Annotated in this window: 9 protein-coding genes; 4 read left to right on the top strand and 5 right to left on the bottom strand. The window is 75.0% G+C overall.

Annotated elements, in window-relative coordinates; genetic code table 11:
* Positions 1-28: 28 nt before the first annotated feature.
* The 3 genes from ABWU78_RS11495 to ptsP all read right to left on the bottom strand — a co-directional run bounded on the left by ABWU78_RS11495 (position 29) and on the right by ptsP (position 3,319).
* Positions 29-874 (bottom strand): acyl-CoA thioesterase, encoded by an 846-nt coding sequence (locus ABWU78_RS11495; protein ID WP_439158442.1) that lies wholly within the window; start codon positions 872-874, stop codon positions 29-31.
* Positions 875-1,018: 144 nt separating this feature from the next.
* Entirely contained in the window at positions 1,019-1,405 is a 387-nt protein-coding gene (locus ABWU78_RS11500) for a globin (protein WP_353709601.1), read from the bottom strand.
* Between the two features lie 210 nt (positions 1,406-1,615).
* Positions 1,616-3,319 carry a phosphoenolpyruvate--protein phosphotransferase gene (gene ptsP / locus ABWU78_RS11505; protein WP_308202273.1) on the bottom strand — a complete coding sequence of 568 codons (1,704 nt, stop codon included), beginning with the start codon at positions 3,317-3,319 and terminating at the stop codon, positions 1,616-1,618.
* Here ptsP and ABWU78_RS11510 point away from each other — a divergent pair.
* Positions 3,282-3,809, top strand: a complete 528-nt coding sequence (locus ABWU78_RS11510; protein WP_290444926.1) for a PTS glucose/sucrose transporter subunit IIB — start codon at positions 3,282-3,284, stop codon at positions 3,807-3,809. The genes ptsP and ABWU78_RS11510 overlap by 38 nt on opposite strands.
* Before the next feature lie 69 nt (positions 3,810-3,878).
* On the opposite strand, the gene ABWU78_RS11515 is transcribed toward ABWU78_RS11510, so the two are convergent.
* Entirely contained in the window at positions 3,879-5,015 is a 1,137-nt protein-coding gene (locus tag ABWU78_RS11515; protein ID WP_439158438.1) for a mechanosensitive ion channel family protein, read from the bottom strand.
* 90 nt (positions 5,016-5,105) lie between these two features.
* On the opposite strand from ABWU78_RS11515, the gene malQ reads away from it, so the two are divergent.
* Positions 5,106-7,289, top strand: coding sequence for a 4-alpha-glucanotransferase (malQ, locus tag ABWU78_RS11520; protein ID WP_439158439.1), 2,184 nt, complete (start codon positions 5,106-5,108; stop codon positions 7,287-7,289).
* A gap of 230 nt (positions 7,290-7,519) precedes the next feature.
* Here the strand turns inward: malQ and pepN are convergent, their stop codons facing one another.
* Positions 7,520-10,099: an aminopeptidase N gene (pepN, locus tag ABWU78_RS11525; RefSeq protein WP_439158440.1), complete on the bottom strand. Its 2,580-nt coding sequence runs from the start codon at positions 10,097-10,099 to the stop codon at positions 7,520-7,522.
* Positions 10,100-10,333: 234 nt separating this feature from the next.
* Here pepN and ABWU78_RS11530 point away from each other — a divergent pair, with 234 nt between their 5' ends.
* Together ABWU78_RS11530 and ABWU78_RS11535 are read left to right on the top strand one after the other, a co-directional pair.
* Entirely contained in the window at positions 10,334-10,978 is a 645-nt protein-coding gene (locus ABWU78_RS11530; RefSeq protein WP_374614559.1) for a mycothiol-dependent nitroreductase Rv2466c family protein, read from the top strand.
* A gap of 164 nt (positions 10,979-11,142) precedes the next feature.
* Positions 11,143-12,324, top strand: a complete 1,182-nt coding sequence (locus ABWU78_RS11535) for a hypothetical protein (RefSeq protein WP_439158441.1) — start codon at positions 11,143-11,145, stop codon at positions 12,322-12,324.
* Positions 12,325-12,416: the final 92 nt, after the last annotated feature.

The following is a 12,416-nucleotide window of genomic DNA, read 5'->3' on the forward strand; positions in this document are numbered from 1 at the left end:
GCGGTGAGGGCGGTCCGCCTCCCGGTGCTCACAGCGCCGGGAGGCGGACCATGCCCTCCTGCGCGATGGACGCGACGAGCGTCCCGTCCTGCGCGAACACGCGCGCCGCGCCGAGCCCGCGGCCGCCCTGGGCGCTCGACGCCGACTGCACGTAGAGCAACCACTCGTCGACCCGTGCGTCGCGGTGCCACCACATGGCGTGGTCGAGGCTCGCGATCGACAGGTCCGGCGTGACCCAGCTCGTGCCCGACTCGCGCAGGATCGGCTCGAGCATCACCTGGTCGCACGCGTACGCCATGAGCGCGCGGTGCAGCAGCTGGTCGTCCCCCACGTCGCCGCGCGCCCGCATCCAGACCATCTGGTGGTCCTTGGGCTCGTGGTCGGGGCCGAGGTAGAGCGAACCTCCGACGTGCCGCAGCTCGAACGCCGAGTGGTGGGACCAGAAGCGCGCGATCGGATGGTCGATGCCGCCGAGCACGTCGAGCGCGGACGGCACGTCCTCCGGGGCGGGGGCGTCGGGCATCGGCGACGAGTGCTCGATGCCGCCCTGGTCCTCCTGGAACGACGCGATCATCGAGAGGATCGGCTTGCCGTGCTGGATCGCGTGCGTCCGGCGCGCGCTGAACGACCGTCCGTCGCGCAGCCGCTCGACCGCGAAGTCGATCGACACGTCGAGGCCGCCGGGCCGCAGGAAGTAGCCGTGCAGCGAGTGGGGGAGGCGCCCGTCCGGCACCGTGCGCCCTGCGGCGAGGACGGCCTGCGCGAGCACCTGGCCGCCGTAGACCCGGCCCGTCGGCTGGTGCACGCTCTCGCCGCGGAAGTGCTCGGGGTCGGCGGCCGACCCGTCGCCGTCGCCGACGCGCTCGAGGCGCAGGACGTCGAGGAGGTGGTTCAGGGGGTTGGGGACCTGCTCGCGCGGGGCGGCGTCCGACGTCGGGCCGGGGGAGGTCGGGGAGGTCGACGGCGGCGTGGGCTCGGGGGTCACGGGTGGGGCTCCTTCGCTCGGGCGGCGGGTCGGTCAGTCCTCGAAGGTGTTGAGGAGCGAGTGCGCCGCGCGCTCCAGATAGTCCCACAGCGTCGCCTCGTGGACCGGCGCGAGGTCGAGGGTGTCGACGGCGGCGCGCATGTGCGCGAGCCAGCGGTCCCGCGCCTCGGGGTTGACCTTGAACGGCGCGTGCCGCATCCGCAGCCGCGGGTGCCCGCGCTGCTCGCTGTAGGTCGTCGGTCCGCCCCAGTACTGCTCGAGGAAGGCGGTGAGGCGCCAGCGCGCCGGTCCCAGGTCCTCCTCGGGGTACATCGGGCGCATGACGGGGTCGTCGGCGACCCCTTCGTAGAACGCGTCGACCAGGCGCACGAACGTCTCGTGGCCGCCGACCTCGTCGTAGAACGTGCGGCTCGGGCGCACCGGCGCGGCGTCGGCCGCCGGGCCGGTCGCAGGTCCGGTCGCGCCGTTCGACAGGCCGGCGACGGGCAGCGACGTGCGGGGGCTGGGCTCGGTCGTCACCGGCCCATCATCGCACCGGGCGCGGCCGTGTCCGGCCCGAGCTCGGGGACCGGGGCGCACGTCACACGGACGTCCCGCGCGCCCGCCGTGACGAGCGCCGCGCCTCCCGCGTCAGAGGCCGAGCTCGGCGAGCACCGGGAGGTTCTCGCGGACGACGGCGCGGGCCTCGGCGGCGCTCTCGGCCTCGACCGCGAGCCGCGCGAGCCGTCGGCACTCGTCGAGGTCCACCTCGCGCAGCAGGGCGGCGACGTCGGGGATCGCCCGAGCCGTCATGGACAGCGACGACACCCCGAGGCCCACGAGCACGACGGCGAGCACCGGCTGCGAGGCCGCCTCGCCGCACACGCCCACGGGCCGGCCCTGCTGCGCACCACCGGCGCACGTCGCCTCGACGAGCCGCAGCACCGCGGGCTGCCACGGGTCGCTCAGCTCGGCGAGCGACCCGAGGAGGCGGTCGGCCGCCATCGTGTACTGGGTGAGGTCGTTCGTGCCGATCGACGCGAAGGACGCGCGCGCGAGGATCGGCCCGGCGAGCAGCGCGGCGCTCGGGACCTCGACCATGACGCCGGCGACGTCGAGCCCGTGGGCACGGCAGCGCTCGACGAACCACTCCGTCTCGCCGACGGTCGAGACCATGGGCGCCATGACCCAGACCTCGGCCTCCTCGGCCGCGGCGGCCTGCGCGATCGCGTCGAGCTGCTGCTCGAGCAGCTCGGGCCACCGCGCGGCGGTCCGCAGGCCGCGCACGCCGAGCGCGGGGTTCTCCTCGTCGTCGACCGTGAGGAAGTGCAGCGGCTTGTCCGCGCCGGAGTCGAGCGTGCGGATGACGACCTTGCGCCCGCCGAACTCGTGGAAGACGGTCCGGTAGGCGGCGACCTGCTCCTCGACGGTCGGCGGCTGCTCGCGGTCGAGGAAGCAGAACTCGGAGCGGAACAGCCCGACGCCCTCGGCGCCCGCCGCGGCGGCGGGCGCGGCCCCGGCGGGGTCGCCGACGTTCGCGAGGAGCTGGACGCGGTGCCCGTCGCGCGTGCGGCCGGTGCCGTCGAACGTGCGCACCCGCAGCGATCGTGCCCGCGCCGCGGCGACCTGCTCCTCGGACGGGTGCACGACGACGGTCCCGGCGGCGCCGTCGACGAGCACGACGTCCTCGGGCGCGAGGGCGGCGCTCGCCCCGGTCGCCGCGACGACCGCGGGGATGCCCTTGGCGTTGGCGACGATGGCGGTGTGCGACGTCGGGCCCGCGCCGTCGGTGACGATCGCGAGCACGCGCGCCGGGTCGAGCGCGGCGGTGGCCGACGGCGCGAGGTCGGGCGCGACGAGCACGAACGGCTCGGCGTGCTCCGGCACGCCGGGCGCGGGGCGGTCCGTGAGCGCCGCGACGAGCCGGTCGCGCACGTCGGCGACGTCGCGGGCACGCTCGGCGAAGTACCCGCCGAGCTCCGTGAACTGCCGCACGACCTCCTCCGCGGCCTCCCACACGGCGCGCTCCGGCACCAGGTGCTCGTCGAGGACGCGGCGCCGCGCGTCGGCCGCCAGGGTGGGGTCGCCCGCCATCGCGGCGGTCGCCTCGAGCACGTCGCGCGTCTCGCCGTCGGCGGCGTCGGCGGCGCGCTGGAGGTCGGCGGCGACCTGGGCGGCCGCGGCGTCGACGCGCCGGGCCTGCGCCTCGTGGTCCTCGCGCGGGCCCATCCGCAGCCCGGGTGCGGGCTCCGCGATCGGCTCCGGCATGAGCACCACCGGTCCGACCACCGTCCCGGGGCACACGCCGATGCCCGTGATGACCTGCCGTGCCTCGTCCTGGGTTCCGCCCGTCACGACCTCGCTCCTGTCCGCCTCGGGCGTGCGACCCGGGTGCCCGGGCCGGTGCGCACGCGTGCCCGTCGCCGTCCGACGAGGGGAGCCGCCTGCGGCACATCGTCGTTGCGGTGCCGTTGCGCTCCTGCGTCGATCCGGTGACAACCTCGCCAGGAGACTAGGCTGTTGCCAGGTGCACGGCACCCCGACACCCCGGATCCCCCGCGCGGATCCCACCCGCGACTCGCCTCAGGAGACACTTTCGATGAGCACCCCCTCGGACCAGAAGGCACAGCAGATCCTCGAAGCCCTCGGGGGCCAGGGCAACGTCGTCGACCTGGAGCCGTGCATCACGCGCCTGCGCGTCGAGGTGACCGACCCCCAGCTCGTCGACGAGGCGCGCCTCAAGGCGACCGGCGCGTTCGGCGTCGTGCGCTCGGGCCGCGTCGTGCAGGTCATCGTCGGCCCGGAGGCCGACAACCTCGCCGCGGAGCTCGACGGCCTGCGCTGACCCCGTCCGGCCCTCCCGTGCGGAGGGCCGGCGCCCCCGGGGCGGGGGTGCGCGACGGCGCCAACCGGCTCAGGCGGAGGGGCCCGCCGGGCCGCCGGTCCGGTCCTGCACCGCGGCGGCCGCCGCGGCACCGCGCCGGTCGCGCGCCGCCTGCTCGTCCGGGGACGCGGCGCTCGGGCCGTCCTCGGTCCGGTCGTCCGGCCGGTCGTCGGGCACCGACGGCGAGTGGTCGAGGACGACCACCTGCTGCGCCCCTGCGAGGGGGATCCGCGCGTCGGACAGCCCCTGCCGGACGCGGGCGCGCAGCGCGCGCGCCACCTCCCACTGCGTCGCCGCCTGCGTCTTGACCTGCACCTTGAGCTGGAGAGCCTCGGCCGTCATCGACTCGATGCCCGTGACCTCCGGGGGCTCCAGGAAGTACGTCCCGAGCACGGGGTCCGCCCCGACGTCCTCGGCCGCCGCGAGCAGCGTCGCGCGCACCGCGTCGACGTCCGCCCAGTACGCCACGCGCACGTCGACCACGGCGCGGCCCCACTCCTGCGTCTTGTTGCCCATGCGCAGGATCTCCCCGTTGCGCACGAACCACAGGGTCCCGTTGCCGTCGCGCACCTTGGTGACGCGCAGCGCGACCTCCTCGACGGTGCCCGTCACCTCGCCGAAGTCCACGGTGTCGCCCACGCCGTACTGGTCCTCGAGCAGCATGAACGTCCCCGAGAGGAAGTCCTTGACGAGGCTCTGCGCGCCGAAGCCGAGGGCGACGCCCGCGATGCCCGCCGAGGCGAGGAACGGTGCGATGTTCACGCCCAGCTCGGTGAGCACCAGGAGCACGATCGTCGCCCCGATGAGGATGTTGGCGACGGACCGCAGCACCGAGCCCACGGTCCGCGCGCGCTGGGCCCGTCGCGCGGACGCGAGCGGGTTCGCCCGCAGCAGGACGCTCCCGACCCCGGAGTCGGCGACGCCCCGCAGACGCTTGCTGCGCAGGGCGGGCGTCCCCTCGGCGATGTGCTCGGTGATCCTGCGGATGACGCGGCGCACGAGCGCGAGGGCGATCGCGCCGATGCCGATGATGAGGAGCACGCGCAGCGGGACCCCGACGAACCACTCGAACCAGTCGTCGGGGTTGCTCGGGTCGAAGCCGTTCCGGACCTCTTCCGGGACCTCCGCGGGCACGCGCAGGACGGGGGCGAGAAGGGGGTGGGACATGAGCGCAGGGTACCCGGGCCCGGTGGGTGGTCCCTGGGCGCGCCGGGCGAACGCGCTGCTCGCGGGCCCGCGTTCTGGCAGGATGCAGGCGTGAGCGAACCCCCGCAGACGGACCTGCCCGAGCCGTTGGTGCAGCTGGCCGACGCCCACGGCGTCGCGTCCGACTTCTGGGACTTCGACGGGTCGCGCCGCCAGGTCCGCGCCTCGACGCTCGTCGCCGTGCTCGAGGCCCTCGGCGTCCCGGCCTCGTCGCCCGAGAAGGTGGCGGTCAGCCTCGAGCACTCGCGCGACGACGCGTGGCGCCAGATGCTGCCGCCGACCGTCGTCGTGCGGCAGGGCGACGCCGTCCCGCTGCCCGTGCACGTCGCCGACGGGTCCGCCGTCAGGGTGTGGGTCGAGCTCGAGGCGGAGCCGACTCGCCACGGTGGTCAGCCCGTCGGGCAGCACGCGGCCCGGGCCGCGCGCGAGCGCCGCGACCTCGGCCAGCTCGACGTGTTCGTCGAGCCGCGCACGGTCGACGGCCGGCGCGTGGGGCGCGCGACGTTCGAGCTGCCCGCCGACCTGCCCCTCGGATGGCACGACCTGCACGCCGAGAGCGACGGGACGCAGGCGCGCGCGACGCTCGTCGTGACGCCGCAGCGCCTCGAGCTCCCCGCCGCGGTCGTGGAGCGCCGCGCCTGGGGCTTCATGGCCCAGCTCTACTCGGTGCGCTCGCGCGCCTCGTGGGGCGTCGGCGACCTCTCCGACCTCGCCGACCTCGCGTGGCTGTCCGCGCGCGAGGCCGGGGCGGACTTCGTGCTCGTCAACCCGCTGCACGCCGCCGAGCCGCGCACGCCGATGACGCCGTCGCCCTACCTGCCGACGAGCCGGCGCTTCGTCAACCCGATCTACGTGCGGGTCGAGGACATCCGCGAGACGGGCTACCTGTCGGCCGCGGACCGCTCGCTCGTCGAGTGGGCGTTCGACCCGGTGCGCGACCTCGACACCGACCCCGGGCCGATCGACCGCGACGCCGCGTGGGACGCCAAGAAGGCCGCGCTCGAGGTCGTGTTCGCCGCGCCGCGCTCGACCGCACGCCAGGCGTCGCTCGACGCGTTCCGCGCCGAGCAGGGCCGGGGCCTCGAGGACTTCGCGACCTGGTGCGCGCTCGCCGACCACTACGGCGACCGCGACTGGCCGCCCGGCGCGTACGACCCGAACGGGCCGACCGTCGCGGCCCTGCGGGAGCAGCTCGCCGACCGGGTCGAGTTCTACTGCTGGCTCCAGTGGGTCGCCGACGAGCAGCTCCGGGCCGCTCAGCGCACCGCGCGCGAGGCGGGCATGTCCGTCGGGATCATGCACGACCTCGCCGTCGGGGTGCACCCCGAGGGCGCCGACGTGTGGGCGCACCGTGGCGTGCTCGCCACCGGGGTCTCCGTCGGGGCACCACCGGACATGTACAACCAGCAGGGGCAGAACTGGTCCCAGCCGCCGTGGCACCCGCGCGCCCTCGCGCGTGCCGGGTACGCGCCCTACCGGGACATGCTGCGGACCGTCCTGCGGCACGCGGGCGCGATCCGCATCGACCACGTCATCGGGCTCTTCCGCCTGTGGTGGATCCCCGGCGGGGCCCGGGCCGACGCCGGTGCCTACGTCCGCTACGACCACGAGGCCCTCATCGGCATCCTGTGCCTCGAGGCGCAGCGCGCCGGGGCGATCGTCATCGGCGAGGACCTCGGGGTCTTCGAGCCGTGGGTCCGCGACTACCTCGCCGACCGCGGCGTGCTCGGCACGTCCGTCCTCTGGTTCGAGAAGACGGGGGACGGCGCGCCGCTGCCCCCGGAGGACTACCGCCGCCTCGCGCTCGCCACCGTCACGACCCACGACCTGCCGCCGTCCGCCGGGTACCTCGCGGGCGAGCACGTCGAGCTGCGGGACCGGCTCGGCGTCCTCACCGAGGACGTCGCCGACGTGCGCCGCGCCGCCCGTGCCGAGCGCGACGCCATGGTCGCGTTCCTGCGCGAGCGCGGGCTCGTCGACGACGACCCGTCCGAGCGCGAGCTCGTCGAGGCCCTGCACCGCCTGATCCGCCGCACGCCCGCCGTCCTGCTCGGCGTCTCGCTCGCCGACGCGGTGGGGGAGCGCCGCTCGCAGAACCAGCCCGGCACGGACCAGGAGTACCCCAACTGGAAGGTCCCGCTCGGCGACGCGTCGGGCAACGTCGTCCTGCTGGAGGACCTGTTCGACTCCGCTCGCCTGCGCTCCCTCGCGAAGGTCATGAACGACGCCCTCTGACCCGCCGAGGGAGAACCCTGGTCGGCCGAGGTAGAGCCGTGGTCCGCCGCGGTAGAGGCGTGGTTCGTCCAGGTAGAGGTGTGGTCGGCTTGTCCGACCGCGGTCCGTCGCCTGGGGTGGCGGGGCCTCACCCGGGTCTGTGCTCACCCCTGAGGACTGCCCGCGCGGTGACGTTCGTCCGACGCGCCGGGCCGCTCCGACGGGGGAGCGACCCGGCGCGTCTGGGCTGGTCAGGCGTCGGCGGCCTGGGCGGTGAGGGCGCGCTCGACGCCGGCGAGGTTCTCGACGACGAGGCGACGCAGCGCGGGGGCGGCGTCGGCGTTCGCGTCGAGCCACTCCTGCGTCGCGTCGCGGAGCACGGTGCTCGCGAGCGGCGCGGGGTAGAGCCCCGTGACCAGAGCCTCGGCGATGTGGTACGACCGCTGGTCCCACAGCGGCAGGAGCGCGTCGAAGTACGCGCCCACGAGGGGGGCGAGCGACTCGGGGTCGTTGACGTGCTGGAACCCGAGCGTCGTGGCGCGGACGATCGCGTTGGGCGCGTCGTCCGAGCCGACGAGGCGGTCGAACGCCGCGCGCTTCGCCTCGGCCGTGGGCACGGTCGCGCGGGCTCGGGCAGCGGACTGCTGGCCGGTCGCCGTCGAGTCGGCGGCGAGGGTCGCCTCGATCTCGGCGTCGTCCGCGAGGTCGAGCAGGACCAGGCCCTCGAGGATCTCCCAGCGCAGGTCGGTGTCGATCTCGAGCCCGGCGAGGGCGGCCGAGCCGTCGAGCAGCGAGCGGAGCGCCTCACCGTGCGCCGGCGTCGAGGCGAGGTGCGCGAAGAACTTGACGAGCTGGAACTGCAGGTCGGAGCCCGGGGCGGCGTCCTGCGCGAGCGACCAGAGGACGTCGCCGACGTGCGCGAGGGTCTCGGCGCGGCGTTCGGGCGCGACGTACGTCTTCGCCGCGAGCGCGAGCTGGTTCAGGGTCGTGCGGATCGTCGTCGACTCGGTCTCGTGGGCGATGTTGCCGAGCACGAGGCGCACGTAGTCGCCCGCGGGGGTCTCGCCGTCGCGCGTCGCGTCCCACGCGGAGCCCCAGACGAGGGAGCGCGCCAGCGGGTCGGCCAGGTCGGCGAGGTGCTCGGTCGCGACCTGGAGCGACGCGGCGTCGAGGCGGATCTTGGCGTAGGCGAGGTCGTCGTCGTTGAGCAGCACGAGCTGGGGACGGTCGAGACCGAGGAGCTCGGGGATCTCGGTGCGTGCGCCGTCCACGTCCACCTCGACCCGGTGGACCCGCGTGAGGACGCCGTCGACGAGGTCGTAGAGGCCGATGCCCAGACGGTGCGGGCGCAGCGTCGGGTGGTCGGGGGCGGCGGTCTGCAGCACGGAGAAGGTCGTGAAGCGGCCGTGCGCGTCGAGCTCGAACTCGGGGCGCAGCGTGTTGACGCCCGCCGTCTCGAGCCAGAGGGCGGACCACTGCGTGAGGTCGCGGCCGCTCGTGGTCTCGAGCTCGACGAGCAGGTCGCGCAGCTCGGTGTTGCCCCACGCGTGCTTGCGGAAGTAGGCGGCGACGCCGGCGAGGAACTGCTCCTTGCCGACCCACGCGACGAGCTGCTTGAGCACCGACGCGCCCTTGGCGTAGGTGATGCCGTCGAAGTTGACGAACACGTCCTCGAGGTCGTTGATCGTCGCGACGATCGGGTGGGTCGAGGGGAGCTGGTCCTGGCGGTACGCCCACGACTTCTCCATCGCGGCGAAGGTCGTCCAGGCCTCGTGCCACTCGGTCGCCTCGGCGGTCGCGAGCGTGGAGGCGTACTCGGCGAACGACTCGTTGAGCCACAGGTCGTTCCACCACTTCATGGTCACGAGGTCGCCGAACCACATGTGCGCGAGCTCGTGGAGGATCGTCACGACGCGCCGCTCCTTGACGGCGTCGGTGACCTTGGACCGGAAGACGTACGTCTCGGTGAACGTCACGCACCCGGCGTTCTCCATCGCGCCCATGTTGTACTCGGGCACGAAGAGCTGGTCGTACTTGTCGAACGGGTACGGGTGCTCGAACGCCGACTCGAAGAACGCGAAGCCCTCACGGGTCTTGTCGAACACGTAGTCGGCGTCCATGTGGTCGGCGAGCGATGCGCGGCAGAAGACCCCGAGCGGGATCGTGCGGCCGTCGGACGACGTGAGCTCGCTGCGCTCCACGACGTACGGCCCCGCGACGAGCGCGGTGATGTACGACGAGATGCGCGGCGTCGGCTCGAACGCCCAGCGTGCGACCTCGACGTCGCCGGCGCCGGTGCCGGTCGGGTCGGCCTTCGTGCCGAGCGCCTCGGGCGCGGGCGTCGGCTGGTTGCTCACGACCTGCCACGCCGCGGGGGCCGTGACGGTGAACGCGAAGGTCGCCTTGAGGTCGGGCTGCTCGAAGACGGCGAACACGCGCCGCGAGTCCGGGACCTCGAACTGCGTGTAGAGGTAGACCTCGCCGTCGACCGGGTCGACGAACCGGTGCAGGCCCTCGCCGGTGTTCGTGTACGCGCAGTCGGCGACGACGCGCAGCTCGTTGTCGGCCGCGAGCCCGTCGAGCGCGATGCGCGAGTCGGCGAACACCTGCGCCGGGTCGAGCGAGCGGCCGTTGAGCACGACCTCGCGCACGGTCGGTGCGACGAGGTCGACGAACGTGCTCGCGCTCTCGGTCGCGGTGAACCGCACCACGGTCGTCGACGCGAACGTCGTGGCCCCGGTCGTGAGGTCGAGGTCGACCTCGTAGGACTGGACGTCGACGATCGCCGCGCGCTCGCTCGCCTCGGCGCGGGTGAGGTTCTCTCCGGGCACTGCATCTCCTCGGTCTCGGGTCGGGCCGGGCGGCCTCGACGGCGGCCTGTGGGCCACGGACGATCATCCCACGGGTGCCCGCGCCCGCCCCCGGGAATACCGTCCGGGAATACGCTGCGCCCGCCCGGTGTCGAGACTTGGTGGGCGACGGCGTCGGCCGTCCGCGCGCGCCGCCCTGCCGCTCCGGCGACCCGGGTCCACCGGGCGCCGCCCACGACGAAGGAGACCCGTCCCGTGACCCTCACCGCGACGACCGACACCACCGCGACCGAGGACGCCGTGCGCGTCGCCGACTTCTGGTTCGACCCCGTCTGCCCGTGGGCGTGGATGACGAGCCGCTGGATGGGTGAGGTCGAGCAGGTGCGCGACGTCACGGTCCGCTGGCACGTCATGAGCCTCGCCGTCCTCAACGAGGGCCGCGACCTGCCGGAGGAGTACCGCGAGCTCATGGAGAAGGCGTGGGGTCCGGTGCGCGTGGTCACCGCCGCGCGCGTCGAGCACGGCGAGGAGGTCGTGAAGCCCCTGTACGACGCGATCGGGACCCGCCTGCACCCGGGCGGTCGCGACGACTACGACGCGGTGCTGGCGGAGGCGCTGGCCGAGGTCGGGCTGCCCGCGTCGCTGGTCGACGCCGCGGGCTCCGACGCGTACGACGCGCAGCTCCGGGCGTCGCACGCCGAGGGGATCGGGCGCGTCGGGGAGGACGTCGGGACGCCGGTCGTCGCGTTCGGCGACACCGCGTTCTTCGGCCCGGTCGTGACGCCTGCCCCGAAGGGCGAAGCCGCAGGTCGGCTGTGGGACGGGTGCGTGCTCGTCGCGAGCACGCCCGGCTTCTTCGAGCTGAAGCGCACCCGGACCCAGGGTCCCGTCTTCGACTGACCTCGTCGGCCCCGGGACCTCGACGGCGGGACGGTCGGGCCGCCGGCGGGGTTCGACCCGCACGGGTGCGTCGTGCCATGCTTCGTCAGGTTGCGGGCGGTGTCAGGAGCGCCCGCCGCCCGGTCGTGCCGGGCGAGACCGACGAGGAGCCCGCGAGGAGCCGCATGTCCCCGAACGCACCCGTGCCACCGCCGCCGCCGCCCCCTGGCGGCGTGCCGGGGCCCGCGGGCGGTCGGGACGACGCGCAGCCGACCCAGGCGTTCTCCGGCCCGCTGCCGGGCGCCACGGCGGCGCCGCCGTCCTTCGCGCCGACGAGCGGGCCGACGGCCCAGGCGCCCCGCGCGACGCCCGCGGACGGGCAGCCGACCGTCGTCGCGTCGTCGTTCCAGCCGACGAGCGTCCAGCACGTCACGCCGATCACGCAGCTCCCGACGGCGGCCCAGCCCGCGGTCCCCGCGCCGTCGCCGGTGCCCCCGCAGCGGGTGCGCTACGCGACCGAGCAGAACGGGTTCGGCGTCGCCGCACCCGTCGGGACCGCCGCGAGCCGACCGGCGTACGCGCCGGCGGACGCCGCGCCGGCCGGCTATGCGCCGACGGGCGCGTACGCGGCGTCCGGCGCCCCGGCGTACGAGCCCGCGGCGCAGGCGGGCTACGCCTCGGCCGCACCCCAGCCGCCCCAGCCGGCCTACCACCCGCCGACGTCGGTCGCGCCGACCGCGGCCGCGCCCCGTGCGGGCGCGGGCGGGTCGGGCGCGACGCCGCGACCGCCCGCCGGGCGCGGCGGGGGCAACGGTGGCGGCGGCCGCCGGTCGGACCGCCTGAGCCCCGGGTGGATCGCGTTCATCGTGGTCGACGCGCTGCTCGTCATCGGGGCGATCGTCTTCGCGATCTCCCTGCTCGGGGGCGGGGGCGACGATCCGGCGGGCGACGCGACGCCGCCTCCGTCCGCGACCGCGACGGAGGGGACCGCGGAGACGCCCGCCGCCGAGCCCACCGTGTCCGAGACGTTCGCGTCGGAGTCGCGCAACATCACCTGCGAGGTGACCGACGTCAGCGCGACGTGCGTGATCGCCCAGCTCGGCACCCAGCCGGCCCCCGTGGCGGGCTGCGACGGCACGGTCGGGTACAAGGTGGTCCTCGGCGCCGACGGCAGCGTCGAGCAGCCCTGCGTGCCGACGGCCGAGCAGCCGCAGCCCGCGCCGGGCGACACCGCGGTCCTCGACTACGGCACGTCCAAGACGGTCGGCCCGTTCACGTGCGACAGCGCCGAGACGGGCATGACGTGCCGTGACGACGCGACGGGCAAGGGCTTCACGATCGCCCGCGCCGGCATCCGGACGCTCTGAGCCGCCGAGAGCGGCTCCGACCGAGCGAGAGACTGGACGGTCCCGGCATGCACGAAGGGCCCGCGGTAGGTGAACCCCCCCGGGCCCCTCCT

The sequence above is a fragment of the Cellulosimicrobium sp. CpK407 genome (assembly GCF_051844275.1).
In the GTDB taxonomy this organism is placed as follows: domain Bacteria; phylum Actinomycetota; class Actinomycetes; order Actinomycetales; family Cellulomonadaceae; genus Cellulosimicrobium; species Cellulosimicrobium cellulans_G.

What these genes read in the sequence shown, in the direction of transcription:
- ABWU78_RS11510 (WP_290444926.1), top strand. Translation starts at nt 3,282, where the DNA reads ATGACCTGCCGTGCCTCGTCCTGGGTTCCGCCCGTCACGACCTCGCTC.
- ABWU78_RS11515 (WP_439158438.1), bottom strand. Translation starts at nt 5,015, where the DNA reads ATGTCCCACCCCCTTCTCGCCCCCGTCCTGCGCGTGCCCGCGGAGGTC.
- ABWU78_RS11535 (WP_439158441.1), top strand. Translation starts at nt 11,143, where the DNA reads ATGTCCCCGAACGCACCCGTGCCACCGCCGCCGCCGCCCCCTGGCGGC.